The following is a 25,358-nucleotide window of genomic DNA, read 5'->3' on the forward strand; positions in this document are numbered from 1 at the left end:
GTTGCAAAAGGTTAAGCTAAGGTTTTGGTGAAAAAATAACCAGCGATTTCTGATGGATTTCTATCGCCTGTACCGGCCCCTTCGCGGGTAAACCCGCTCCCACAGGTACTGCGCCACATTCAAGGCCTGTGGAGATCCTGTGGGAGCGGGTTTACCCGCGAAGAGGCCGGTACAGGTTTAATCAGCTTCGGCCGCGGTGTCTTTGTGCAAGGCCTGCACCTCAGCCCCGCGCCAGCGCCGTACCGACTTCTGGAAGAACTGGCTATTGGGCACCTGCACCAACGCCCCGCCCGCTTCGGGCATTTCCAGCAGGGTGGTAAACAGCAGGTTGATCGCTATCACCCGGCCTTTCACGCCCGGCTTGTCCAGGGTGTCGACCAGTTCGACCACATCACCAATGCGAAACGGCCCGACCGTGAAGATCAGCACCGCGCACAGCAGGTTGGACAGCACGCTCCACATGGCGAAGAAGGCCACCGCCGCCACCGCGACAAAGCCGGACAGCGCCGTCCACAGCACGGTCGCCGAAACCCCCAGGCGCTCCAGCACGAACAGCAGCGCGCTGCCCATGATCAGCCAGCGCAGGCCGCCACGCACCGGTACCAGCAGCTCAGGCGGCAGCGGATAACGCTGGCCCAGGCGGCTCAACCCGCGAGCAACGATGCGCTGCAGGACGAAGGCCGCCACCAGGATCAACAGAATCTGCAAGCCCAGCCAGAAGGTGTCCATCCATTGCCCTGGCAGCAGCGAACGCAGTTCCTCCATCAGGACAGCGCCTCGAGTTCGGCCTGCATGCTTTCGAGGGTTTCCAGCGCTTCCATCCAGGCTTCTTCCAGCTCACCTTCGCGTTGCTTGAGCTTGGTCTGGCGCGCCAGCAGGTCACGCAACTCGTCCTTGCGCGCCGCTTCGTAGAGGCCACCGTCACCCAGCGCGGCCTCGATCTCGGCCAGTTGCACGTGCACCTGGTTAAGCTCGGTTTCCAGCTTGTCGGCCGCCTTCTTGTGCGGTGCCAATTGCTGGCGCAAGGCTGCGGCAGCCTGACGCTGGGCTTTCTTGTCGGTCTTGTCCGGGTTGACCGGGGTGGTACTGGCCGGCGCGCTGCGCTGGCGGTACTCGACCAGCCAGCGGCTGTAGTCGTCCAGGTCTCCGTCAAAGGGTTCGACCTTGCCGTCGGCTACCAGCAAAAAGTCGTCGGTGGTGCTCTTGAGCAGGTGGCGGTCGTGAGACACCACCACCACGGCACCGGCAAACTCCTGCAACGCCATGGTCAGCGCCAGGCGCATTTCCAGGTCCAGGTGGTTGGTCGGTTCGTCGAGCAGCAGCAGGTTCGGCCGTTCCCAGGCAATCAGCGCCAGCGCCAGGCGGGCCTTTTCGCCACCGGAGAAGTTCACAACCGGCTCGTCGGTGCGGGCGCCATGGAAGTCGAAGCCGCCGAGGAAGTCGCGCAGGGTCTGTTCGCGCTCGGTGGGGGCAATACGCTGCAGGTGCAGCAGCGGGCTGGCCTTGTCGTCCAGCGAGTCCAGCTGGTGCTGGGCAAAGTAGCCAACCGCCAGGTTCTCGCCACGGACCAGGCGGCCCGTCAACGGCTCCAGCTCACCCGCAAGGTTTTTGATCAGGGTCGACTTGCCGGCGCCGTTGGGCCCGAGCAGGCCAATACGCGCACCTGGGGTGAGCTGCAGCTTGACCTTGTCGAGGATGGCCTTGTCGCCATAACCCAGGCAGCCTTCGGACAGGCTCAGCAACGGGCTGGAGATTTTTTGCGACTCGCGGAAGACGAAGTCGAACGGCGAGTCGACATGCGCCGCCGACAGCTCCTCCATGCGCTCCAGGGCCTTGATCCGGCTTTGTGCCTGACGTGCCTTGGTGGCCTGGGCCTTGAAGCGGGCGATGTACTTTTCCATATGCGCGCGCTGTGCCTGCTGCTTCTCGTAGGCTTGCTGCTGCTGCGCCAGGCGTTCGGCACGGGTGCGTTCGAAAGCGGAGTAGCCGCCCTTGTACAGGTTCAGCTTGCGCTGCTCGACGTGCAGCACATGGTCGACCACGGCGTCGAGGAAGTCACGGTCGTGGGAGATCAGCAACAGCGTGCCGGGGTAGCCCTTGAGCCAGTCTTCCAGCCACAGGATGGCGTCGAGGTCCAGGTGGTTGGTGGGCTCGTCGAGCAGCAGCAGGTCGGACGGGCACATCAGCGCCTGAGCCAGGTTCAGGCGCATCCGCCAGCCACCGGAGAAGTCGCCGACGCGGCGGTCCATCTGCTCGTTGGTGAAGCCCAGGCCTGCCAACAACTTGCGCGCACGGGCGTCGGCGGTATAGCCGTCGGCGCCTTCCAGCTCACTGTGCAGGCGCGCCAGGGCGGTGCCATCGTGAGCCTGCTCGGCTGCGGCCAGTTCGGCCTGGACCTTGCGCAGGCGCGCATCGCCGTCGAGCACATAGTCCACGGCCAGGCGGTCGAGGGTGTCGACCTCCTGGCGCATGTGGGCGATGCGCCAGTCGCCGGGCAGCAGGCAATCGCCGCCATCGGGCGACAGCTCACCGCGCAGCAAGGCGAACAGGCTGGATTTTCCGGCGCCGTTGGCGCCGATCAGGCCGGCCTTGTGACCGGCGTGCAGGGTCATGTCGGCGCCGTCTAGCAAGCGCTGCGGACCACGCTGTAAAGTGAGGTTGGATAGTCTGATCATGATGGTCGCGGAGTCTACCAGCTTCCTCGGCCCATAGCGCGAGTGGAACCATGCACACCGACCTGTGGAATTACGCCTTGGCCCTGTATGCCAGGCCCGGCGTGGAAGCGGCCTGCCTTGAACTACAGGCGCAGGGTGGCGATGTCTGCCTGCTGCTATGCGCAAGCTGGCTGCAGGCACATACCGTGGCCGTGCTGGACGAGCGCGTGCAAGCGCTGCACGAAGTTGCCGAGCCTTGGCAGCGTGAAGTGGTCGCCCCGTTACGCAGCCTTCGCCAGCAATGGCGCGCGTGCGCGGCTGGTGATACGCAGCTGGCGGCGTTGCGTGAACAGGTAAAGGGTTTGGAGTTGCAGGCGGAAAGAACTTTGCTGGCGCGCTTGCAGGAACGCTCGCGACAGTGGCCCGCGGACTCCAGTGAGCCCACGGACGACTGGCTGGCCCGGCTGGCGCCGGCCCCTGCCCGACACCACGACGCGCTGGATCAGTTGCGCGTCGCGGCGGCTGCGCTTCAGGACGCCGAAGACGGTGCCTGAGCCGGGGTGGTGGCGGGTGCTGACGGTGCTGCCGACGGGGCCGGGGTGGCCGAGTTGGTTGCCGCGGCCGGGGTGCTTGCGGCTGGCGTAGCAGGTTTGGTTTCGGCTGGCTTGCTGGCAACAGGCTTGGCGGCAGCTGGCTTGGCGGCCGTACGTGCTGGAGCCTTGGCGGCAGCGGGTTTCGCTGCTGGTTTTGCTGCTGGTTTCGCGGCAGCGGCTTTGGCCGGCGCAGGCTTGGCTGCAGCAGTGGCTTTGGCTGCTGGCTTGGCCGCAGGTTTGGCAGCAGTAGTCGCTTTGGCAGCTGGCTTGGCGGCAGGCTTGGTAGCCGCGGTCGCTTTGCCAGCTGGCTTCGCGGCAGGCTTGGCAGCAGCAGTCGCTTTGGCAGCTGGCTTCGCGGCAGGCTTGGCAGCAGCAGTCGCTTTGGCAGCTGGCTTCGCGGCAGGCTTGGCAGCAGCAGTCGCTTTGGCAGCTGGCTTAGCGGCAGGTTTGGCAGCAGCAGCGGCTTTGGCAGCTGGCTTCGCGACAGGCTTGGCAGCAGTGGCCCGGGCGGCTGGCTTGGCTGCAGATTTGGCAGCAGTGGTTTTGGCAGCTGGCTTGGTGGTTTTGGCGGCGCGCAGGTCAAGTGCCTTGGCTGCTGCTTCGCGAACTTTGCCTACACCTTGGGCCAGCTTGAGGCTGTCCTGAGCGTCGCGCTTGAGTTCCTGGATATAAGAACGGGTCTGGGTTTGACGTTCCTTGAGGGCATCGAGCAGCCCTTCAAGTTCGCCAATGGCTTTTTGGGCTTTGGACTGCGCCTTGCCTTTACCTGCCTTGGCGGCATCCTGCAATTTCAGGCGACCGTTGTGCAGTTTTTCCTGGGCCTTGCCACGCTGCTTTTCCAGTTTGGCCAGCAGTTTTTCCGCATCAGCCAGCGCTTGCGAGCAGGCATCTTCCAAGTGTTCGAGCAGGCTGCCCGAAAGTTGCTGGAGCAGGTGTAACGGCGTACTTACTGGCTTCTTTTTGGCCGACATGGTTTACCTCCTGGCTGACGAGATTGCGGCTCATACTATGCTTCTGCTGCTACCGCCGCTAGGGCATGTTGACAGTAATATTTACGCCGCGTTGCATGCCTGGGCAAAGTTGTTATCTTGCAGCTGCGTGAAAGTGTAGTTGCTGAATTAATCATTGCTGATATTTGGGAGTCAGGGCATTGCCTCGATATCTTGTATTAGGTTTATGCCTGCTGGTGCCAGTTGCAATGGCTGACAGCAACGACCAGGACCTCGCCTACAGCCTGGGCGCCAGCCTGGGTGAGCGGCTGCGCCAGGAGATGCCAGGCCTGCAACTGGATGCACTGGTCGAAGGCCTGAAGCAGTCCTACCAGGGGCAGCCCCTGAAGCTCGACAAGGCACGTATGCAGGCGGTGCTCCAGCAGCACGAAGCGCAGGAAGATGATGCCGCCACGCAGAAGTTGCAGGCAGCCGAAACACGCTTCATGGCCAACGAGCGTGGCCGTTATGGGGTACGCGAACTACCGGAAGGTGTGCTCTACAGCGAGCTGCAGCCAGGCACCGGCGCGCAGCCCAAAGCTGGCGGCAAAGTGCAGGTGCGCTATGTGGGCAGGCTGCCGGATGGCTCGGTGTTCGACCAGAACCAGGCACCCCAGTGGTTCAGCCTGGGCTCGGTGATCGAAGGGTGGCAGGTGGCCTTGCCAAGGATGCATGCCGGGGCCAAATGGCGCCTGGTAATTCCGTCGGCGCAAGCCTATGGCGCCGAAGGCGCCGGTGACCTTATCGCACCCTATACACCCCTGGTGTTCGAGATCGAATTGCTGGCGGTTGGCGACTGACGCCAACCCTCACGCCTGGACTGCACCCTCTTCCTTGTGTGCGTTGTGCAGCACCTCGATCAGGCAATCTTCAAGTTCGAAGCGCTCGTGCAACAGCCCGCCCAACTTGCCCAGCTTTTCGGCGAAGCGTTCGGTGTCCTTGCACTCACCCTTGGTGCATTGGTCATTGAAGGCCAGTGCGATCTGGGTACTGTCGTTGATCCGTGGGTTGATTTCTTCGGCCAGCCTCAGCGCCTTTTCGTCTCCGAAAGCCTTGGCCTCGCTGACCAGTTGCTCGCAAACTTCGAAGTGCCACGCCGAAACGTAGTCGACCAGGAGCGCGCAAAAGTCCCCGTTGGTGTCCTTGTCGGCGAAGGCTGGCTTCAAATCGCGCAGTGCGCCGAAAGACTGCACCAGGTCCTGGCGCGCCTTCAGCCAACGGTCGATCAGGTCGTGAACCCCACCCCAGCGTTCCTGGGCATTCTGACAACTATCGAGCATGGCAATCTCTTCCCTTCTGGGTAGATGCCGCTGCACCTCGCACCACGACCGCGCAGCACAAAGGTGAGATCAGCAGGACGGCATCGAGCAGTTGTATTTTCGGTATGCGTGCTGGGAGATTATTCCCGCGCGTGCTGCCCATCAAGGTACGCAGCGGACAAAGTTCATACAAGTGTTTAATACCCTGCCCAACCGCCATTGGTCGCACTAGTGACCCAGCCTTGTTCCAGGTCAACTTCTTGCCAGGGTGCGGAAACGATACGCCAGCAGGCAACTCAAGGGCAGCATGGCCAGCAACAGGAAGGCCAGCAGGCTCCACTCAGGCAGCGTCAGATCGAGAAAACTCCAGGTCAGCGAGCTGCAATCAGGCCCACCCAGCAGCAGTTGCCGTGCTGCTTGAGCCCAGGATTGCTCGAACACACGCCCGATAGGGGCCGGGCATACCGCAATAGCACCGCTGGCTCCTTGCACCCAGACATGCCGTGCCGCCAGCAACGCACCGGCCAGTGAGCAGCCCAGCGTCGCCCGCGCATAATGGCGGATGCCTTGCGTGCCCGGGGCCTGCAATACCGCCGCCAGGCTCAGCAGTGCGTACACGGCAAGCAGCAGCCGCTGGCTGAAGCATAAAGGGCACGGCACCAGCCCCAGTATGTGCTCCAGCTGGAATGACACGACCAGTACCGCCATTGCCGCCAGGCAGGCAGGAAGGAAAAAGGTGCGCAAACGGGCCGCAAGCATGGAGGGTGAAAGTCCCAGGGTAGATGTTGTGGTTTGAAACGGTAGAGGAAAGACACGCTTTGTTTCAAGGCACGACAGCAACGACAAGGCGCTGAATTGCGTAGGAAATTTCCAGCAATGCAGTAGGAAGCGGCGAAAGAAATGGACTGCAGATCTAACTGGCAGCAATAGATAAATTACCCGCCCCCAAAGCCCGCACCTTGGCGCGGGCGCTGGGGTGGGTCAGGCGCGTACGCCTTCTGGCAATGGCAGCGCCAGCAGGCGTTCGTCCAGCAGGCCAAGGCCCTCCTGGAACAGCTGGTTGCTGCGCTCGGTCTCGCCCAGGCCAGCCAGCAGGCGAGCCAGCTCGGCACAGGCCTCGGGGTTGCGCTCCATGCGCAGGCTGCTTTCCAGGTAATCACGCGCCTTGCCCCACAGGCGATTCTGCAGGCTCAGGCGGCCCAGGGTCAGCAGCAGGCTGGCGTCTTGAGGGTGATCCTTGAGCCAGCCTTCGGCGGTTTGCAGCTGGCGCGCCGGGTCATCACCGCGCACCAGGCCGTACAGCCGGGCCAGGTGGCTTTCGTATTCACGCTTGAGGGCGGTGCGCAGCACTTGCTCGGCCTCGCCCTGGGCACCCACCTGGCGCAATTGCTCGGCGTAGGCCAGCACCAGTTGCGGCTCCTGGCGCTGGGCTGCGGTCAGCTGCTGCCAAGCGCGCTCCAGGGCCTGACGGGCACTTTGCGCGTCTTCGCCCCGGGTGGTGGCCAGGCTGAGGTTCTGGCCCCAGGCACGTTGTTCCAGGGCGGCCAGCTCGGCGGCCGGCAGCACCTTGCCCTTGCGCAGGTCTGGCAGCAGGCGGATCAATGACGACCAGTCACCGCGCTGCCGGTACAGGCGCTGCAGCAGGCGCAGCACCTGGCCGTTGTGCGGGTGGCGTTCCTGCATGGCCAACAGGGTTTCCAGGGCGCCGTCACTTTCACCGCGGTCCATCTGCAACTGCGCATGGGTCAGGGCAATAGCCAGCTCTGCTTGCGGCTGACGCTCCAGGGCGCGCTCCAGCAGGTTGTCGCTGTCTTCGGTGCGGCCTTGCTCGTTGGCAGCGCGTGCGGCACCGAGGTAGTACAGCAGCGGTTGGCGCTCGGCCTCGGCGGCACGGTGCAAGTGGCGTTGAGCGCTGGCCCAGCGGCCTTCGGCAAGGTCCAGCTGGCCCTGTTCGATGGCCAGGCGGATGCGCCGGCTGCGGTTACGCCGCGACCACGGGTTGACCACGCCGCTGGAGGTCAGCACCAGGCCGACCAGGTAACGCACCAGCCACAACAGTGCGACCACGGCCAGCAGGCCGGCCAGTGCCGCCCACAACCCCGATTGATAGCGGAAGCTTCCATAGGAAAGCAGTACGTAACCGCTGTGCTTGGCGACCGCAATACCCAGCGCCGCAGCAATCACGATCGCCAGCACGGCCAGCAGGTAGACACGCTTCATGGCTTGCCCCCTTCAGCCTCGGCCGGCAGGTGACGGCGCTGGATGTAGGCCTGCACGGACGCCAGGCTTTCGCTGAGGTCGGGGGTAACCACCGACACCGGCTGATCGGCCAAGGCATTGAGGCTCTCAAGCATGGCCTTGCTTTGCGGGTTGTCGGCGTTGAAGTTGGCCAGCAACACGCTGCGGGCGTCGTCCAGCGCCTGGGTGTAGACCTTGGCGTCACCATTGAGCGCCGCCCACTGGGCCTGCTCGATGGTCAGGCTCAGGGCCAGGCGCAGCTGGTTCAGTTGCTGCCCGGCCAGCAGCGGCCGCACGTTTTCATCGGCATTGAAGTCGATCTGGAAGTACTTGGAGATTTCTGCCCACCACTGCGACAGCCGGCTGGCACCATCGCCGTCGGCGGTCAGCGCACCCAGCGCATCGGCATTGGTATCGAACTCGGGCGACTGCGCGCTCAGCTGCTGCACCATCTCACGCTGAGCGGCCAGTTTCAGGAACAGGCCGGTACGGTCCGGTTGCTGGGTGCTGCTGAGCGTGGCCAGGCTGCGCGCCAATTGCTCGCGGGCGGCGAATGCGCCTGGGTCGCTCTGCTCGCGCAGGATCTCGTCGGCGCCCTCGACCAGGGCCTTGGCGCTGGTGATGTCCTGCAAGGCCGACAGGCGCAGGGTAGCAAGGCGCAGCAGGTGCTCGGCTTCAGCCAGGCGCCACTCCTTGCGGCTTTCGCCCAGCACGGTTTCCAGGCGCTGGCTGAGGCGCTGCTGGTCGCCCTGCAATTGCGCCACCAGGCGCCGGCGATCTTCCAGCTCGCTGGCCGCCGGCAGGCTGGCCAGCTGCGCACTGATCTGCTGTTCGCGCTGCTGCAGGGCTTCGGCGCGCTGGTTCAGCGCCTCGATGTGCTGGCCCTGGTTGAACTCGCTGCCTTGCAGTTGACGCACCTGCCAGACACCCCAGCCACCTACCACCACCCCGGCCGCACCCAGCAGCAAGGCCAGCGCTGCCAGGCCACTGCCGGAGCGCTTGGCAGGTGGGGCGGTGACGGGTTCCGTCGGCGCCTGTGCCGACGGCTGATCGTTATTGGACAAGACAGTCTCGCTCACGTATCCATCCTTTGCATGGGGGCGCATCGCGTTCAGCTTAGCGCCTTAAGAGGCAGGTGCAGCGCTGCGCTGCACGGCTGCCAGCAAGGCCGTGGCACTGGCGCCACGGCAATCCACAACCTGTTGGGCCCCGGCGGCCCTGGCCTGTTCGGCGACCCGTGGGCTGGGCACGAACAACGGCAGGCGTGCAAGCTGCGGCCAATCGGCACCGGCCAGCTGCTGCAAATGTTCAAAACCCTGCCCACTGCTGACCACCAGGCCATTGAGGCGTTCCGCTTCGATGCGGCGCTTCAGGGTGCCCGCCGGGTAAGCCGGCAGGCAGCGACGATACAGTTCCAGATATTCGACACTAGCACCTTGCTCTGCAAGACGCTCTGCCAGCAGTTCGCGACCTCCGACGCCGCGCACGACCAAAACACGCGCGGCAGGCACGGCAACTGCCTGAAGCAGGGCCGGTAGCGCCAGCAAGGATTCGCTGTCATCGCCACGCGGCGGAGTGCTTACCGCCAGCCCCGCACCCTGCAGCACCGCAGCGGTTGCCTCACCCACGGTGAACCAGCCTTGCCGTGGAGGCTGCATGCCGGCTTCGGCCAGATGCTCAAGCAACAACCGGGCAGCCGGCTTGCTGACCACGATGATCGCCTGAAAGCCATGCAGGCCCTCCAGCAGCAGACGTTGCCGGGGCTCCACGGTGACGGGCTCTATGGCCAGCAGCGGCAGGCAACTGCTGCCCACCCCCGCTGCCGCCAGGCTTTGCGCCAGCGCCGCACAGTCCTCGGCAGGCCGGGTCAGCAACAGGCGCCATTGGCTCACGGGTGGCCGGCCTCGCCGTAGACTTCCTTGAGGATGGCCTCGGCACCTTGGCCCAGCAGGTCTTCGGCCACCTGTACGCCCAAGGTCTCGGCAGCAGCGCGAGGGGCACGGGCTTCGGCCACCAGCAGGGTACCCCCGCTCGGCTGGCCAACCAGGCCACGCAGCCAAAGCTGGTCACCTTCGAGCACCGCGTAGCAGGCGATCGGCACCTGGCAGCCGCCATTCAGGTGTTTGTTCAGGGCGCGTTCGGCCACTACCCGGTCGGCGGTGTCGGCATGGTGCAGCGGCGCCAGCAGTGCGTGGATTTCGAGGTCGGCACTGCGGCACTCGATGCCTACCGCGCCCTGTCCGCCAGCCGGCAGGCTGTCGTCAACGCTGATACTGGCGGTGATGCGGTCTTCGAAGCCCAGGCGGATCAGGCCGGCGGCGGCGAGGATGATGGCGTCGTACTCGCCGGCGTCCAGTTTGGCCAGGCGAGTGTTGACGTTGCCACGCAGAAAGCGGATTTGCAGGTCCGGGCGGCGCGCCAGCAACTGGGCCTGGCGGCGCAGGCTGGAGGTGCCGACGATGCTGCCGGCTGGCAGCGCCTCAAGGCTGTCAAAGGTATTGGAAACGAAGGCATCACGCGGGTCTTCACGCTCGCAGATGCAGTACAGGCCCAGGCCTTCGGGGAAGTCCATGGGCACGTCTTTCATCGAATGCACGGCGATGTCGGCTTCGTTGTCCAGCAGGGCGGTTTCCAGTTCCTTGACGAACAGGCCCTTGCCGCCGATTTTTGCCAGCGGCGCGTCGAGCAGTTTGTCACCACGGCTGACCATGGGCACCAGGGTCACCAGCAGACCGGGGTGGGCCTGCTCGAGGCGGGCTTTGACGTATTCGGCCTGCCACAGGGCCAAGGCACTTTTACGGGTGGCAATGCGGATTTCGCGAGTGGACATGGAACGCCCCGATCCAGAGAAATGCCGCCGATGATAACAGCATCTCCTTTATCGCTTGCAGATGTGGATCAGCTGAGGGCCTCTTCGCGGCTAAAGCCGCTCCCACAGGGTGAGGTGCCGCTCTACAGGCCAATGATCAACCTGTGGGAGCGGGTTTACCCGCGAACAAGGGCGCAGCCCTTGCCATGCGGGCGCCGTATCAGAGGGTCTGCATCATCTTGCGCACACCGGCCACATGCCGGCGGCTGACGGTCAAGGCGTCGCCGTCCAGGCCTTTCAGGTACAGCTGAAAGTGCCCCAGCGGGGTGCGCTGCAGGCGTTCTATGCGCTCGCGGGCTACCAGCGCATTGCGGTGGATGCGCACAAAACGCTCGCCAAATTCGTCTTCCAGGGCTTTGAGCGGCTCGTCGAGCAGCACTTCCCCGGCTTCATGACGCAAGGTCACGTACTTGTGATCGGCAATGAAATAGATCACCTGGGGCAAAGGGATCAACTCGATGCCTTTACGCGTGCGGGCACTGATGTGGCTGCGCGGGCCGCCACCTTCATTGGCCGGCCGGGTAAGCGCCGCCAACTGGGCACGGTTGGGTTTTTCGGCCTTGCGCAAGGCATCGCGCAGCGCCTGGGCCTGGAAGGGCTTGGTCACATGGCTGAGGGTACTGTCCTTGAATGCCTCGGCACCGTATTCATCATCCCCGGTGCAAAACACCACCGCCGGCGGCGCCTCGCGTTCGCACAAGCGAGCGGCTACCTGCAGGCCATCCAGGCCTGGCATGCCGATGTCCAGCAGGACGACATCGGGCTTGAGGCTCTCGATCAGCGCAAGGGCCTCCTCGCCGTTGGTGGCGCTAGGCTCCAGCACGGTGTAACCCTCCAGTTCTCCGAGCAGCCGGCTGAGGCGTTCACGGCCTTGGGGTTCGTCATCAACGATCAGGACATTCATAATTGCGCTGGATTCCTGAATGAGTCTCGCACAGGTATAGCGTAGACAGGTGTGGTTCGAGCGACACTGCGGTCACGCTCTAGACCGGTGCGATGGCCAAAGATTCACTCGGACGGCAGATTCACCGCCAGTCCTTTGTCCAACTGTAGACGGTCCGTGGAACACTGCCGTTCATTCCTTAAAATCCTTCTCTGCCATTTTCCGGGCATTTCTCTCGACCGGCGCCCTGCGGCAGCCAGCCCAACCCTGCTATTATCGGCGCCACTTTTTCGTTCACGCCTGCAATGAGTGAATCCATGAGCACCGACAAGACCAATCAGTCCTGGGGCGGCCGCTTCAGTGAGCCCGTCGACGCCTTCGTCGCCCGTTTCACCGCCTCGGTCGATTTCGACAAGCGCCTGTACCGCCACGACATCATGGGTTCGATCGCCCATGCCACCATGCTGGCGCAGGTCGGCGTGCTCAGCGATGCCGAGCGCGACACCATCATCGATGGCCTGAAGACCATCCAGGGCGAAATCGAAGCCGGCAACTTCGACTGGCGCGTCGACCTCGAAGATGTGCACATGAACATCGAGGCACGCCTGACCGACCGCATCGGCATCACCGGCAAGAAGCTGCACACTGGCCGTAGCCGCAACGACCAGGTGGCCACCGATATCCGCCTGTGGCTGCGCGACGAAATCGACCTGATCCTGGCCGAAATCACCCGCCTGCAGCAGGGCCTGCTGGAGCAGGCCGAGCGTGAAGCCGAAACCATCATGCCCGGTTTCACCCACCTGCAGACGGCCCAGCCGGTCACCTTCGGCCACCACCTGCTGGCCTGGTTCGAAATGCTCAGCCGCGACTACGAGCGCCTGGTCGACTGCCGCAAGCGCACCAACCGCATGCCCCTGGGCAGCGCCGCGCTGGCTGGCACCACCTACCCGATCGACCGCGAGCTCACCTGCAAGCTGCTGGGCTTCGAAGCCGTGGCTGGCAACTCGCTGGACGGCGTGTCGGACCGTGACTTCGCCATCGAATTCTGCGCCGCTGCCAGCGTGGCGATGATGCACCTGTCGCGCTTCTCGGAAGAGCTGGTGCTGTGGACCAGCGCGCAGTTCCAGTTCATCGACCTGCCGGACCGCTTCTGCACCGGCAGCTCGATCATGCCGCAGAAAAAGAACCCGGACGTGCCAGAGCTGGTACGTGGCAAGAGCGGCCGCGTGTTCGGCGCCCTCACCGGCCTGCTGACCCTGATGAAAGGCCAACCGCTGGCCTACAACAAGGACAACCAGGAGGACAAGGAGCCGCTGTTCGACGCTGCCGACACCCTGCGCGACTCGCTGCGCGCCTTTGCCGACATGATCCCGGCAATCAAGCCCAAGCACGCCATCATGCGTGAAGCGGCCCTGCGCGGGTTCTCCACCGCAACCGACCTGGCCGACTACCTGGTACGCCGTGGCCTGCCGTTCCGTGACTGCCACGAAATCGTAGGCCACGCGGTGAAGTACGGCGTGGACACCGGCAAGGACCTGGCCGAGATGAGCCTGGACGAACTGCGCCAGTTCAGCGACCAGATCGAACAGGACGTGTTTGCCGTGCTGACTCTGGAAGGCTCGGTGAATGCCCGTAACCACATTGGTGGTACGGCACCGGCGCAGGTACGCGCTGCCGTTGTTCGTGGCAAGGCGCTGCTGGCTTCCCGTTAAGGCCCATCGCGAGGGCTTTGCCCTCGATCGCCGGCAAGCCAGCTCCCACAGGTACTGCATGTGACTTGAAGGTTGCACTGTACCTGTGGGAGCTGGCTTGCCGGCGATGGGCTGCGGAGCAGCCCCAGGTTTTAGCGTTTACCGCTACGAATCATCTCCATGAAGGCCGGCATCGACGCTTCCTTGTCCGCCACGATCCGCGCCATGTGCGGGTTCTCGCCCATCAGCTGCAGCAACGCCTTGGCCTGCGGGAAGTCCGCCAAAAAGTCGATGTTCAGCACTTTCTTGCCCACGGCATAAGCCAGGTCGACCGAGAAGCAGAACATCAGGTCTGCCAGCGTCAGCTGCTCACCCGAAACATAGGGCGCAAAGCGACCGTTGCGCTTGAGCGTGGCAAAGCCGGCCAGCAAATCGGCACGCGCTTTCTCTTTGACCAAGGGCTCAACCGACATGCCGAAGAACGACTCGGCATAGCAAGTACGCGCCGGTAGCTCGATGTACAGCTCGATTTCCTTGAGCAGCTCACGCACCTTGGCCTGCCCGAACGGGTCGGCCGGCAGCAGTGCCTTGCCGCCTTGGGTCTGCTCGATGTAGTCGAGGATCACACTGGTTTCGCTGAGGTAACCGTGTTCGGTCTGCAGCACCGGCACCTTGCCCCGCGGGCTCACTTCCAGCGCCTGTGGCGCCTGGCCGCCATAGAAGGTGACTTCTTCGAAGGGCAGGCCTTTTTCCAGCAGGGCCAGCTTGACCATGTTGTAGTAGTTGCTGACCGAGAATCCATGAAGCTTGAGCATGAGGTAACAGCCTCCAGGCCGTAAGGGGTTGGCCCGGCTTTTATAGACCCTAAGCCCGCCCCTGACCAGCGTCATGCACCCCGTCAATGCCCGGGCATTGCCGCCACGGGCGTGGCACACTGTGCGCCCGGAAAAGGAGATTTGCCATGAGCGAGTATGACGACGACCTTTATGACGATGACGACGACGATCCAGAATTCGCCAGAGGAGCGCTAGTCGAAGCCGTCCAGAACCAAATCGACGCTGGAGATCCACCAGCGGCCAAAGCCACCTTCAACAAATTGACTCTGGTCGGCTACGAGCGTCAGGACATCCTGAACCTCATGGGGCAGGTGCTGGCGGTCGAGGTTTACAACATGATGACGGAAAAACGGGCGTTCAATCTGGAATGGTATGAGAGCGCTCTGCGCGCTTTGCCTGAGTTGCCTGCTGAGCTGCGTCAAGGCGAGGACGAATAACCCGACTACACTCGAAGGTCAGGCACCGTAAGCGGTGCCGCCATCCTTGTCTGGAAGTCAGGAGTCGCCATGTCCTTTACCCCCGATCTGATTGCTGAACTGGAAGTCCTCGCGCTGTTCAAACACGACAGCAGCCAGGAAGGCATCAAGATAAACAGCAACGCCGCCCCTGCCCTGGTCGCCGCTGCGCAACGCCTGCATGAAAAAGGGCTGACCGATCAACCCGATGGCGGCTACCTGACCAGCCTGGGTCACGACGCCGTTGACAGTGTCCAGTTGCTGCAGAACATCCTCAAGGCGCCACAGCCAGCCTGAACCGAGATTACAAGGGGCTGCCATGCAGCCCATCGCCGGCAAGCCAGCTCCCACAGGTATTGCTCATGGCTTGAAACTGATGCGGTCGGGGTGGGAGCTGGCTTGCCGGCGATGGGCCGCAGCGCGGCCCCCGGTCAGTTGGCCGTTGCCCTGCGCTTTTCCACCAGCCACGAGCGCCCATACAGGAACACGATGGCCAGCAAGGCCACCGCCTGTGCCGACAGCGAGTAGGCATCAGCGTGAATGCCCAGCCAATCGAACTCGAAGAACGCCACCGGCCGTGTGCCCAGCACCCCGGCTTCTTGCAGCGCCTTCACGCCATGCCCGGCAAACACCACCGACAGCGCGCACAGCAGCGCGGCGTTGATGCTGAAGAACAGCGTCAGCGGCAGCTTGGCAGAACCGCGCAAGATCACCCAGGCCAGGCCCACCAGCAGCACCAGCGCCGTGGCGCCACCCGCCAGCACTGCCTGGTGCCCGGCAGGGCCTGCCTGCAACCACAGGGTTTCGTAGAACAGGATCACTTCGAACAGTTCGCGGTACACCGAGAAAAACGCCAGCATGGCAAAGCCAAAGCGCCCGCCGCCGCTGACCAGGCTGCTTTTGATGTAGTCCTTCCAGGCGGCAGCATGGCGGCGGTCATGCATCCACACACCGAGCCATAGCACCATCACCGCGGCGAACAGCGCCGTGCAGCCTTCCAGCAGTTCGCGCTGGGCGCCGCCCACATCGATCACATAGGCCGCGACCGCCCAGGTGGCGAAGCCGGCAACCAGCGCCAGCCCCCACCCGATGTTGACGCTGCGTACCGCCGACTGCTGCCCGGTGTTGCGCAGGAAGGCCAGGATCGCCGCCAGCACCAGAATCGCCTCCAGGCCTTCGCGCAGCAGGATCAGCAAACCGGAGATATAACTCAGCGACCAGCTCAGGCCGTCGCTGCCCAATAGCTTGGCGGCCTGGTCGAGCTTGCCTTTTGCCTCAGCCAGACGCTGCTCGGCCTGGGCCACGGGCAGGCCATCCTGCAGGGACTGACGGTAGGCCATCAGGGATTTTTCGGTGTCCTTGCGCGCCTGGGTATCGATGTTGTCCAGCGAGCTTTCCACTAGCTCGAAGCCTTCCAGGTAGGCCGCTACCGACAGGTCATAGGCCTGGTCGTGGTCACCTGCGCGGTAGGCCGCCAGGCTTTTGTCCAGGGTGCTGGCGGTGTATTCGAGCAGTTGCGCCGGGCCGCGCTTGGCTTGCGGCGGCTCGGCACGCTGGGCACGGAACGCCTCTACGACCGCGTTGCCTTCGTTGGCGGCGACTTCGGCCGGGGTTTGCCGGGCCAGGTCGGCGATGTTCCAGGCCTTGTCACCTTTGCCGGCTGCCGGCTTGGCGGTGAAGCTGGCGATATAGGCAGCCACATCCCAGCGCTGACGGTCATCCAGCTGGTCGGCAAAGGACGGCATCTCGGTGCCGTCGATACCCAGGGCCAGGGTGTTGTAGAGGTCGAACAGGCTCAACTGGTCCAGGCGTGAAACATCGCGCAGGTTGGCGGGCGCAGGCTCCAGGCCCACGCCAGCCGGGCCGTCGCCTGCGCCGGTGTCGCCGTGGCAGATCGAGCAGTTTTGCGCGTACAACGCAGCGCCACGGGCCGGGTCAGGTGTGATTACCGGAGCTTGGCTGACCTCATAGGCCACGGCAAGGCGCGCGCCCAGTTGGCGCGCCTGCTTGGCGACTGCGGCGCCCTCCTGGCGTTGGTCGATGGCCTGGCGTAGCGCTTGAACACCTTGCTCCAGACCATTTTGCTCCGCGTTTGCCGGCAGGCCTTTGACCAGATCGGTCAATACCGCGCTGAACTCCTGTTGTTCGCGATACTCGCCATCGTCGATCACCTTGCCATCTTGTACGGTCGGCGGGTAGTCGGCGCCGATGTAGTCCAGCAGGTGCAGGGCTTTGCCGGCCTCGGCGGGGGCCTCGGCCAGTGCCAGGGAACTGCACAGCGCCAGCACTGGGCCGAGTAATAAAGCCGGCAACCAGGCAAGCAGACGTGAACGGGTTTTCATGGCCAGTCTCGAAGGGAATGCGAAAGAGAACATTGTTCACTCCGACTTGCCTTCCCTCAAGGGTGCTGGGAGGATTTCATGAAAAATCTTGCTACAAATCAGATGACAAGTATCACGCCGCCCTCATAACCTGCGCTAATCAGCGGGAGCTGGCTTGCCGGCGATGATGGGCCACGCCGATGTCACAGGAAACACCGGGTACCAATTGATTAATCGCCAATAGAGCCATTGCCACTAGCCTGATGGGCAAACCAACATAAGGCAGGGAACATGGATCGTCCCCATTCAGACCAGTTACGGCTTGGCCGGTTTTCGGAAACCAGTCACTTGTATCTGCTTACCAGCACAACCCTTGGTAGGGCACCGATATTCAGTGATTTTCACTCGGCCCGCTTGCTCGTGGCTGAGCTCCGCCAGGCTGAAGAGGAAGGTGCAATCAGATCTTTGGCCTGGGTAGTGATGCCTGACCACTTTCATTGGCTAGTCGAGCTTGGCCTGGGCAGCCTGAAGCGCTTGATGCGCCTGGTTAAGTCCCGTAGCACCATGATGATCAACAGGCATAACGGACGAAGCGGGCGGCTGTGGCAAAAGGGGTTTCATGACCGGGCTTTGCGCCGGGAAGAGGATGTGCAGACGGTGGCACGGTACATTGTCCTGAACCCGAAGCGAGCGGGTTTGGTCGCGAGGGTTGGGGATTATCCTCATTGGGATGCGATTTGGGTTTGAATTGGGCGTTGCCTGATAGGGCCCTATCGCCGGCAAGCCAGCTCCTACAGGTGACTCACGAGGCTTGAACGAAGTGACGTACCTGTGGGAGCTGGCTTGGCGGCGATGGGCCGCACAGCGGCCCCAGGTTTTTGAAGGCTATTGGAGAACCTTGTTCAGTCCTCGCTCCATATCATCGATCAATGCTTTGGCCATCTCGCTGAGTATCCGCGCAGCGCTCCCGGCAATGAGGTCGTTCTCCATTTCCGCCTCGGTAGTGAGGTGGCGGATGCAGTCAAGTAACACTGACAGTTGGGAGAATGCGTGATTGAACGGCACATTGGGCTGCAGGCGAAACAGGTCCCACGCCAACGGTGGAAGTGTCTCTTGGGTCGTTGCTCAGGGTTACGGCGCTGGTAACCAGCTTGCAGTCATCGATGCTGAGCGGGTCGATGAGTGACAAGTTTGGTGGGTCGAGTAGGAGCAGATCGGTGAGAGGTGGGTCGGGGACGAGCTTTTTCATAGTTGATTCCCTTGTGGATTTCTATGAACTGCACTCCTCCTCGTCTCACGGATTAGGGTGGCAGTCGTGCGAGGGGTGACACCCGGGCCACAGGGAAAACCCGACCAGGCTAAAGCCTGCCCGCGCACGACCGCCATGAAGCGGTGCAACTCTATATGGCCGGGGGGCTCAATCCCGATTGCCTTGCTAGGCGACCCAAGGACGTTATTCCCAACCCAACACGCCCGCTAACGGGGCAACATTAAAACCGTAGGGCGCATAGCTGAACTTTTCACAAGAGCGCTCAGCCCGCTCTTTCACAGTGCCATCAGGCATACCACACGTAACTTTTGCCATGTTCCGCCTACCTGATTAAGTCAGGCAGAGCATGGCGAACTCTCACTCGGACAAGTAACTAGCAGATCTACGGGCGTGGCGGCTCAGCCGTACCTGCCTTCCAGCCCCCACCCAATGCCAGAAACACCCCAATCTGCCCCATGGCTACCTGACTATTGGCCGCTGCCAACTGCGCACGCATGTCGGTATAGGTGCGTGTGGCCTGCAAATCCGCCAGGAACGACTCACGCCCGGCCTGATAGTACCGGTGAGTCTGGTCGGCCGCTTCCTTGGCCGACTTCTCTGCCTCGGCCAGCGCATCACGCCGGTCCAGCAGGGCGCTGTACTGCGCCAGGCGGGTCTGGGTTTCACGAATGGCGTTCAGCACCACGCCATCGAAGTTTGCCAACGCCGCCTGGGTAGAGGCTTCGGCCATGCGAATACGCGCACGGGTGCCGTTGGTGGGGATGGCCCAGCTGATCTGCGGGCCGAAGCCCCAGCGGTTGGTCGACGGTTCGCCGAGGTTTTCCAGGATGCCGATGGTGCCAACCTGGGCACCAATGCTGATGTCCGGGTACAGCGCGCCGGTGGCCACGCCGATGTAGGCAGTGGCAGCAGCCAACTGGCGCTCGGCCTGGCGCACGTCCGGGCGACGTTTGAGCAGCGCGGCGCCATCACCCACCGGGACCAGCTGGTTCAGGTGCGGCAGCTCGGCACAATCGGCGGTGCCGGCAGGCAACTGGTCGACCGGCTTGGCCAGCAGCGCAGCCAGGGTGTACATACCCGTCTCGCGCTCGGCCTTGAAGCGTGGCAGTTCGGCGCGCAAGGATTTGAACTGGGTCTGCGAGCGCGTGACCTGGGTTTCATCACCGCGGCCAGCATCGCGCAGGCGCTGGTTGAGCGTGACGCTCTGCTCCTGCAGGTCCAGCGACTCGCGGGCGATGTGGAGTTCCTCGTTGGCCGAACACACCTGGGTGTAAGCCTTGACCACATCCGCCACCAGGGTAATACGGGCGGTATCGGCAGCGGCCTGCACCGCGTCGGCATTGGCCTTGGCGGCCTCGGTGCCGCGCTTGAAGGTACCCCACAGGTCGAATTGGTACGAGGCACTGATGATAGCCTCGCCGATGTTGGCCACCGGAACCTTCTCGGGCTGCAGGAAGGCTTCGCCCGACTCCTGCAGGCGCTGGGCGCCGAGCTTGACGCCACCGTTGAAGCCCCCTTGCGATTCGGCTACTTCGACCTGGGCGCGGGCCTTGGCGATGTTGGCCGCCGCCACGCGCAACTCGGTGTTGGCACTCAGGGCCTGACGCACCAGCGTGTTGAGCCGCTGGTCCTGATACAGCTGCCACCAGTCCTCGGGCACCGGCGCCGAGACCACGCTGTCGGCATCCTGGCGCAGCGGGCCGCTCAGGTCGCTGCGTTGCACCGCCGCGTCCTTGGGCACCTCATAGTCGGGCCCGACCATCATGCAGGCCCCCAGCGACAGGCACAGGCCGGCCAGGATCAGCTGCTTCATGGGCGCTCGCCCTCGATGATCGACACCGTGGCCGTGCGCCCGGCAATCATGCGGAAGTCCTGCGGCACTTCATCGAAGGCGATGCGCACCGGAATACGCTGGGCCAGACGCACCCAGCTGAACGCCGGGTTGACGTTGGGCAGCAGGTTGGCGCCGCTGCTGCGGTCGCGGTCTTCGATGCCCGCGGCAAAGCTCTGCACATGGCCGCGCAGGCGGGTGTTGTCGCCCATCACGCGAATGTCCACCGCATCGCCAATGTGAATGCCACCCAGCTTGGTTTCTTCAAAGTAGCCATCAACGTGATACGAGGCACTGTCGACCACCGACAGTACTGGGCGGCCGGCAGTGACAAATTCGTGGTTACGCGGCGCGCGGTCGTTGAGGTAGCCGTCCACCGGGCTGCGCACCACCGAACGGTCGAGGTTGAGCTGGGCGGTGTCGACCGCCACCTGGGCCTCGCTGACAGCAGAGCGGGCGCGGGCCTCGCGGGACTGGCTTTCTTCCAGCTGCTCGGCGGCCACCAGGTTGCCCAGCTTGCGGTTGCGCTGCGCTTCGCGCGAAGCCTGGGCCAGGGTTTCCTGGCGCTCGCCCAGGGTCGCCTTGGCCTGGCGCAGGGCCAGGCTGAAGCGGTCCTGGTCGATGGTGAACAGCACGTCGCCGCGCTTGACGGTCTGGTTGTCGCGCACCTCGACCTTCTGGATCAACCCCGACACATCGGGGGCAATCTGGATCACGTCAGCGCGAATGTGGCCGTCGCGGGTCCAAGGGGCAAACATGTAGTACACCACCATCTGCCACACGAGCACGGCGGCGAAGGTCACTACCAGCAAGGTCAGGACCACACGGCCCAAGGTCAGCAAAGGTTTTTTCATGGCAGCATCAGGTTTCGGCAAAAGTGGTCCACCGCGCCAAGCAGCACGGCATACAGAGCAACGTTGAACAACGCCCGGTGCCAGACCAGGCGGTAGAAATGCAGGCGCACCAGCACCGCGTGCACCCCCAGGAACACCAGGTAGGTGCCAAACATCATCACCAGCAGCGTGGGCAGAAACACCCCGCTGATATCCAGTTCACCAATCACAGGGGCGCTCCGTCGAGGCCAGGGGGCAGTTGCGGTTGTTCGGCGGGTTCGAGCATCACTTCCACGCCTGGCAACAGCGCCAGCCGCAGGCCGCTCAGGGCATGCAGCAGGTGGGTGCGGGCATCGCCACGCTCGTACAGCTCATCCAGGTTCAGCGCCAGCCGCGCACGTTCCATGTTGCGCAGCAGCGCGGCTGGAGCATGCAGGCGCTCACCGGCACGCAGGCAGGCGGCGTAGTGCGCCCCGACTTCCTCGACCACCGTGTTCAGGCGCTCGCGAGCCAGCTGGCCGGCGCGCGGCATATAGGCCAGCAGGTCGAGCAGGTTCAGCCCCACACGCAGGTCACGCAGTGCCACCCCGCTGTCCTGGCCGGTTTGCGACAACCGCGGCAGGTGCTGCATCAGGCGGTCGAGCATCTGCACGCCAACCTGACGGTGTTCGGCCAGGGTCGCCGGTTCGGTCATTTCGACAATGTCGCGCCAGGCGAAGCGGGTCATGCGCTTGGCCGCCAGCTCCACGCCGAACGGGCGCATCACCAGGGTCCAGATGAAAGCGAACAACAGGCCTACGGGGCCGGCCAGGTTGGCGTTGAGGAAGGTGAAGAAGTCGGCGTCATAGGCACCCTGGATGCTGATGAACGTCGAAGTGTTGACGATGGTCAGCAAGGTGCCCAGGTAGAAACGCGGCTGCACGGTGAGGGTACCGATGCAAATGAACGGCACGGCAAACGCCAGCACCAGCATCGGGAAATCGTGCAGGTTGGGCAGCACCAGGAACAGGTACAAGCTGGAGAAGATGACCGACATCAGCGTCCAGAAGAAGAACCGGTAGATCTGCGGCGCGGGGTCGTCCATGGCGGCGAAGAAGCTGCACGATACTGCAGCCAGGATCACAGCGCTGGCGCCGTCGTTCCAGCCCAGGCCGATCCACAGGCCGCACGCGACCACAATCGCCAGTACGGTGGAGGCCACCGAGTACAGCATCAGGCCACGGTCGAAGAACGCCGTCAGGCGGCCCAGGCGCCAGTGGCGGTACACCGCGCGCCAAGGCTTTGCATCGTCGGTGCGCAAGGCGTGCTGCAGGGTGCAGCAGTCCTGCCACAAGTCGGCCCACTCGGTCAGGCGGTACAGAGCGTTGGACAGCAGCAGCTCGGCGCGCTGGTCGAGGGCGGCGGCACCGGGCTGCAAGCGATCGATCTGCTCGTGCAGCGCAGTCCAGCGCGCCACCGAAGCGCTGTCGGCAGTGCCTTTGAGCCACTCGCGCGCGGCTTCAAGCACGGGTTGAAGCTGGGCGAACTGGGCCGGGGCGCGGCCTTCCAGGGCCACCAGGGCGTCGTCGAGCGCGTCGATTACCGGCAGCAGGTGAATCATCCGCCCGCGCAGCTCACGGGCATTCTTCAGGGTATGGGGGCCGGCGCCTTCGTGGCCTAGCTGGCCGATCATCAGCTCCAGCGAGTTGAAGGTGGTAACCATCGACCCGCGCATGCCGCCGACCTTGTCGGCGCTGGCTTCGCGGGCAAGGTAGGTGTCGCTGTAGCGGATCGCTTCAGTGAACCAGTTACCGGTGGCACCGACCACCACAGGGGCCAGCCGGCGTGGCCAGAAAATGGCGCCGACCACTGCCGCGCAGACGATCCCCAGGCAAATTTCCTGGGCACGGGAGGACGCCACGTCGAACACCGCCAGCGGGTTGTCGACCACCGCCAGGGCGATCATCGGCAGGGTATAGCCAGCCAGCATCAGCACGTAGTTGTTGGCCGTGCGCAGGTTGAGCGACAGGAACAGCAAGGTGCCGGTCCACAGGGCGATGGCGACGCTCAGCAGCAACGGCGACTGCACCAGCGGCGGCACCAGGAAAATCGCCCCGCCGGCACCCAGCAGCGTGCCCACGGCGCGGTACAGGGCTTTGGAACTTGTCGGGCCGACGAAGGGGCTGGAGACAATGTATACCGTGGCCATGGCCCAGTAGGGGCGCGGCAACTGCATGAGCAACGCGATGTACAGGGCAATCATGGAGGCGGCGAAGGTACGCACGCCGTAGAACCAGTCGCGGGCCGGCGGTACAGAGCTGAAGAAGCCGTTCATGCCACCCCGCCCGCACTGCCCAGGCCGGCAGCTTCGAAAGCGCGCAGCACGCGCAGGGCAGCTTCCAGGTCGGCCTGGTCGATACCGTTGAGCACATCGCGGCGCAGGCGTACCAGTTCGGCTTCGATGGCTTCGGCCAGGGCACGGCCTTCGGCGGTCAGGCTCAGGGCCTTGGCGCGGCGGTCCAGTGGGTCCTCGCTGCGGCATACCAGGCCGGCCTTGCACAGTTGGTCAAGCAGACGCACCAGCGATGGGCTTTCCAGGCCGGCAGCCTGGGCCACGGCCACCTGGTGCACACCGTCGCCCAGGCGCACGATCATCAGCAGCGGCGCAGCGCAGGCTTCGGAAATGCCGTAACCGGTCAGGGCGGCATGGCAGATGCGCCGCCAATGACGGGCGGCGACCACCATGCCACTGCTGACTTGCAGGCGCAGGAGATCAAGGGACATGACGGGAACCAAGGATATTCATAGTTTGCTAACTATCAATATACGCCTTGCCCTCCCCCTGTCGTCAACAGCTGGCGATGAGGGGTAAGGATGAATTGTTGTTCATGATGGGCTTTGTTTCTGCCTGTGCTGGCCCTATCGCCGGCAAGCCAGCTCCTACAGGTACTCCACAGATTCTGAAGGCTGGGATTCCCTGTGGGAGCTGGCTCGCCGGCGATAGGGCCGGTACAAGCAGCAGAAATTTCAGGGCTGGATCTGGTCTTCCAGCTTCATGGTCAGTGCCAGTGTGCTGCCCATCTGCACCGCCCGGTCCCGCCACTCCTGATAGCGCGCTGCATCACGGCTGCTGAAGTGCACCGCCAGCTCCTCCGCCGCCTGCACCACCCCGGCCGCTGCCGCCAGCTCCAGCCAGTACAGCGCGGCCTTGAGGTCGGCCTCTACATACAGCCCGTGCATCAACCGGTAACCCACCTCGAAGCGGCAGCGTGCTTCACCCCGCTCGGCCCCGCGCATGAACCATTGGTAGGCCTGAACCAGGTCGACCTGCCAGTCCAGGTCGCCATCGCACACCTCCTCCTCATACAGGTCACCCAATGCCGCGGCCGCGTGGAGCATGCCCCGCTCGAAGGCCTGCCGGTAGCACTCCGCTGCCTGCACGTAGGAAGGGTCGATGCCTTTGCCAAAGTAATGCTGCTGCCCCAGGTTGAACCAGGCTGCGGCATTGCCTTGCAGGGCCGCCATGCGCAGCAGGTGGCCGGCCAGCACGGTATCGGCACGCCAGTACTTGCCGTTGAGCCAGATCCAGCCGAGGTCGTTGAGTGCCGCCACGCTGCCCAGCAACGCCTGGCGCCGCAGGTCGGCATATACCGCCTGCAGGTCGCTGGCCTCATCCAGTCGGTTGACCAGCATCGAGCGCTGGCTGGGCAAACCCACACCGGCAAACAGCCGCTGTCGCCTCCCGACCGGGGCCGGCGGCGCAATGACCCGCTCGGGAAGAAGGCGGGCAAGCAGCGAATGGATATTGCTGGCAGCAGACATGTTCATCCTCATTGAACGACGCACAACCCCAACCTTCGGCTGTGATGAGGCGTGATTCTGCGTGACGTCACGTCAAAACCTGTCGCGAACGATTCGGCACACGGCAACCAAATGCGAGTTCCTTGATCTGAGCAGGCTGTGGCCAATTGCCATACAACACGCGTGCCGCCATCCTATTGCGGCAAGCCTAGACAAGGACGTTACATTTTGCCGTTCGCCACCACTCGCGCCACCCTCAGCCGTCAGTGGGCGCTGCTGCGCCTGCTGCCCAGCCGCTCCCCAGGCATTACCAGCGCCGAGCTTGTCTGGGGCCTGCGCGATGTCGGCTTCACGGTCAGCAAACGCACTGTCGAGCGTGACCTCAACGAGCTGTCGCTGATCTTTCCGCTGGAGCGCAACGACAAGAGCATCCCGTTCGGCTGGCACTGGTCAGCGAGTGCGGTGGGCGAGTTGCGCGGTAACTTCGACTTGCTGACACACCTGCGGGGGGATGCGTTGCAACCGGCGCAGGGTGAGGGCGTTGAGCTGGTGGCGCGGATCAGCGATGCACTGGCGCGGCAGTTGCGCGATGCGCCGTTGAGCAGCGACATGCAGCTGACGGCGCTGGAGCATGGGCATCGGTTGCGGGCCACGGTGAGTGACGGCTGGCCATTGCGCTGGTGGCTGTTGAGCCACGGGGATGGGTTGGTGGTGGAGCAGCCTGCGGTGTTGCGGGAAGAGATTGGCAAGATCCTGAGCAATGCGGCAGCTCAGTACCTGAGTTGATAGCCTGTACTGGCCCTATCGCCGGCAAGCCAGCTCCCACGAAAGCCACAAGCCTCGCGACCTGTGGAGT

General features: G+C 63.8%; 25 protein-coding genes and 1 pseudogene. 7 read left to right on the plus strand and 19 right to left on the minus strand.

Going from position 1 to position 25,358, the window contains the following annotated elements:
• Positions 1-177 precede the first annotated feature (177 nt).
• Together JOY50_RS18700 and JOY50_RS18705 are read right to left on the minus strand one after the other, a co-directional pair.
• Positions 178-765 carry a mechanosensitive ion channel family protein gene (locus JOY50_RS18700; protein ID WP_063423175.1) on the minus strand — a complete coding sequence of 196 codons (588 nt, stop codon included), beginning with the start codon at positions 763-765 and terminating at the stop codon, positions 178-180.
• Positions 765-2,675: an ATP-binding cassette domain-containing protein gene (locus tag JOY50_RS18705; protein WP_138737770.1), complete on the minus strand. Its 1,911-nt coding sequence runs from the start codon at positions 2,673-2,675 to the stop codon at positions 765-767. The genes JOY50_RS18700 and JOY50_RS18705 overlap by 1 nt, the downstream gene beginning before the upstream one ends.
• A 50-nt stretch (positions 2,676-2,725) precedes the next feature.
• Here JOY50_RS18705 and JOY50_RS18710 point away from each other — a divergent pair, with 50 nt between their 5' ends.
• Positions 2,726-3,208, plus strand: a complete 483-nt coding sequence (locus JOY50_RS18710; protein WP_132842691.1) for a TIGR02444 family protein — start codon at positions 2,726-2,728, stop codon at positions 3,206-3,208.
• On the opposite strand, the gene JOY50_RS18715 is transcribed toward JOY50_RS18710, so the two are convergent.
• Positions 3,184-4,218 (minus strand): AlgP family protein, encoded by a 1,035-nt coding sequence (locus JOY50_RS18715; RefSeq protein WP_243055620.1) that lies wholly within the window; start codon positions 4,216-4,218, stop codon positions 3,184-3,186. The genes JOY50_RS18710 and JOY50_RS18715 overlap by 25 nt on opposite strands.
• A 179-nt stretch (positions 4,219-4,397) precedes the next feature.
• Here JOY50_RS18715 and JOY50_RS18720 point away from each other — a divergent pair, with 179 nt between their 5' ends.
• Complete coding sequence (locus tag JOY50_RS18720; RefSeq protein WP_243055621.1) at positions 4,398-5,036, plus strand: FKBP-type peptidyl-prolyl cis-trans isomerase; 639 nt, start codon at positions 4,398-4,400, stop codon at positions 5,034-5,036.
• A 9-nt stretch (positions 5,037-5,045) separates the two neighbouring features.
• Here JOY50_RS18720 and JOY50_RS18725 read toward each other — a convergent pair whose 3' ends face one another.
• From JOY50_RS18725 to JOY50_RS18755, 7 genes are all read right to left on the minus strand, one after another.
• Positions 5,046-5,516 carry an Rsd/AlgQ family anti-sigma factor gene (locus tag JOY50_RS18725; RefSeq protein ID WP_019471710.1) on the minus strand — a complete coding sequence of 157 codons (471 nt, stop codon included), beginning with the start codon at positions 5,514-5,516 and terminating at the stop codon, positions 5,046-5,048.
• A 231-nt stretch (positions 5,517-5,747) separates the two neighbouring features.
• Positions 5,748-6,254 (minus strand): disulfide bond formation protein B, encoded by a 507-nt coding sequence (locus JOY50_RS18730; protein ID WP_132842685.1) that lies wholly within the window; start codon positions 6,252-6,254, stop codon positions 5,748-5,750.
• Positions 6,255-6,476: 222 nt separating this feature from the next.
• Positions 6,477-7,715 carry a heme biosynthesis protein HemY gene (locus tag JOY50_RS18735; protein WP_132842683.1) on the minus strand — a complete coding sequence of 413 codons (1,239 nt, stop codon included), beginning with the start codon at positions 7,713-7,715 and terminating at the stop codon, positions 6,477-6,479.
• On the minus strand, positions 7,712-8,812 hold the full coding sequence (locus tag JOY50_RS18740; protein WP_132842681.1) for a uroporphyrinogen-III C-methyltransferase: 1,101 nt from the start codon (positions 8,810-8,812) through the stop codon (positions 7,712-7,714). The genes JOY50_RS18735 and JOY50_RS18740 overlap by 4 nt, the downstream gene beginning before the upstream one ends.
• A gap of 45 nt (positions 8,813-8,857) precedes the next feature.
• On the minus strand, positions 8,858-9,625 hold the full coding sequence (locus JOY50_RS18745; RefSeq protein WP_132842679.1) for a uroporphyrinogen-III synthase: 768 nt from the start codon (positions 9,623-9,625) through the stop codon (positions 8,858-8,860).
• Positions 9,622-10,563 carry a hydroxymethylbilane synthase gene (gene hemC / locus JOY50_RS18750; protein ID WP_132842676.1) on the minus strand — a complete coding sequence of 314 codons (942 nt, stop codon included), beginning with the start codon at positions 10,561-10,563 and terminating at the stop codon, positions 9,622-9,624. The genes JOY50_RS18745 and hemC overlap by 4 nt, the downstream gene beginning before the upstream one ends.
• A 199-nt stretch (positions 10,564-10,762) precedes the next feature.
• Positions 10,763-11,506 carry a LytTR family DNA-binding domain-containing protein gene (locus tag JOY50_RS18755; protein WP_015268539.1) on the minus strand — a complete coding sequence of 248 codons (744 nt, stop codon included), beginning with the start codon at positions 11,504-11,506 and terminating at the stop codon, positions 10,763-10,765.
• 296 nt (positions 11,507-11,802) lie between these two features.
• Between JOY50_RS18755 and argH the strand changes: the two genes are divergently transcribed.
• On the plus strand, positions 11,803-13,197 hold the full coding sequence (argH, locus tag JOY50_RS18760; RefSeq protein WP_019471704.1) for an argininosuccinate lyase: 1,395 nt from the start codon (positions 11,803-11,805) through the stop codon (positions 13,195-13,197).
• 131 nt (positions 13,198-13,328) lie between these two features.
• Here the strand turns inward: argH and JOY50_RS18765 are convergent, their stop codons facing one another.
• On the minus strand, positions 13,329-13,991 hold the full coding sequence (locus JOY50_RS18765) for a glutathione S-transferase (protein WP_243055622.1): 663 nt from the start codon (positions 13,989-13,991) through the stop codon (positions 13,329-13,331).
• Positions 13,992-14,137: 146 nt separating this feature from the next.
• On the opposite strand from JOY50_RS18765, the gene JOY50_RS18770 reads away from it, so the two are divergent.
• Both JOY50_RS18770 and JOY50_RS18775 read left to right on the plus strand, forming a co-directional pair.
• Positions 14,138-14,449, plus strand: a complete 312-nt coding sequence (locus tag JOY50_RS18770) for a hypothetical protein (RefSeq protein ID WP_243055623.1) — start codon at positions 14,138-14,140, stop codon at positions 14,447-14,449.
• A 69-nt stretch (positions 14,450-14,518) separates the two neighbouring features.
• A complete protein-coding gene (locus JOY50_RS18775) occupies positions 14,519-14,764 on the plus strand; it encodes a TIGR02647 family protein (RefSeq protein ID WP_016484337.1) in 246 nt (81 codons plus the stop codon).
• Positions 14,765-14,898: 134 nt separating this feature from the next.
• On the opposite strand, the gene JOY50_RS18780 is transcribed toward JOY50_RS18775, so the two are convergent.
• Positions 14,899-16,842 (minus strand): FTR1 family protein, encoded by a 1,944-nt coding sequence (locus tag JOY50_RS18780; protein WP_243055624.1) that lies wholly within the window; start codon positions 16,840-16,842, stop codon positions 14,899-14,901.
• 237 nt (positions 16,843-17,079) lie between these two features.
• On the opposite strand from JOY50_RS18780, the gene JOY50_RS18785 reads away from it, so the two are divergent.
• Positions 17,080-17,535, plus strand: coding sequence for an REP-associated tyrosine transposase (locus tag JOY50_RS18785; RefSeq protein WP_138737773.1), 456 nt, complete (start codon positions 17,080-17,082; stop codon positions 17,533-17,535).
• Positions 17,536-17,673: 138 nt separating this feature from the next.
• Here JOY50_RS18785 and JOY50_RS18790 read toward each other — a convergent pair.
• The 7 genes and pseudogenes from JOY50_RS18790 to JOY50_RS18820 form a co-directional block, all read right to left on the minus strand.
• Positions 17,674-17,917: pseudogene (locus JOY50_RS18790) on the minus strand (DUF3077 domain-containing protein).
• 523 nt (positions 17,918-18,440) lie between these two features.
• Entirely contained in the window at positions 18,441-19,871 is a 1,431-nt protein-coding gene (locus tag JOY50_RS18795; protein ID WP_132842661.1) for an efflux transporter outer membrane subunit, read from the minus strand.
• A complete protein-coding gene (locus JOY50_RS18800; RefSeq protein ID WP_019471695.1) occupies positions 19,868-20,743 on the minus strand; it encodes an HlyD family secretion protein in 876 nt (291 codons plus the stop codon). The genes JOY50_RS18795 and JOY50_RS18800 overlap by 4 nt, the downstream gene beginning before the upstream one ends.
• Positions 20,740-20,952, minus strand: a complete 213-nt coding sequence (locus JOY50_RS18805) for a DUF1656 domain-containing protein (protein WP_016497473.1) — start codon at positions 20,950-20,952, stop codon at positions 20,740-20,742. Before JOY50_RS18805 ends, JOY50_RS18800 begins: the two co-directional genes overlap by 4 nt.
• Entirely contained in the window at positions 20,949-23,036 is a 2,088-nt protein-coding gene (locus tag JOY50_RS18810) for an FUSC family protein (protein WP_132842656.1), read from the minus strand. Before JOY50_RS18810 ends, JOY50_RS18805 begins: the two co-directional genes overlap by 4 nt.
• A complete protein-coding gene (locus tag JOY50_RS18815) occupies positions 23,033-23,485 on the minus strand; it encodes a MarR family winged helix-turn-helix transcriptional regulator (RefSeq protein ID WP_132842654.1) in 453 nt (150 codons plus the stop codon). Before JOY50_RS18815 ends, JOY50_RS18810 begins: the two co-directional genes overlap by 4 nt.
• A 243-nt stretch (positions 23,486-23,728) precedes the next feature.
• A complete protein-coding gene (locus JOY50_RS18820; protein WP_023047948.1) occupies positions 23,729-24,523 on the minus strand; it encodes a tetratricopeptide repeat protein in 795 nt (264 codons plus the stop codon).
• Between the two features lie 207 nt (positions 24,524-24,730).
• On the opposite strand from JOY50_RS18820, the gene JOY50_RS18825 reads away from it, so the two are divergent.
• Positions 24,731-25,288, plus strand: coding sequence for a WYL domain-containing protein (locus JOY50_RS18825; protein ID WP_132842652.1), 558 nt, complete (start codon positions 24,731-24,733; stop codon positions 25,286-25,288).
• Positions 25,289-25,358: the final 70 nt, after the last annotated feature.

The sequence above is a fragment of the Pseudomonas sp. BP01 genome (assembly GCF_022760795.1).
In the GTDB taxonomy this organism is placed as follows: Bacteria; Pseudomonadota; Gammaproteobacteria; order Pseudomonadales; family Pseudomonadaceae; genus Aquipseudomonas; species Aquipseudomonas putida_Q.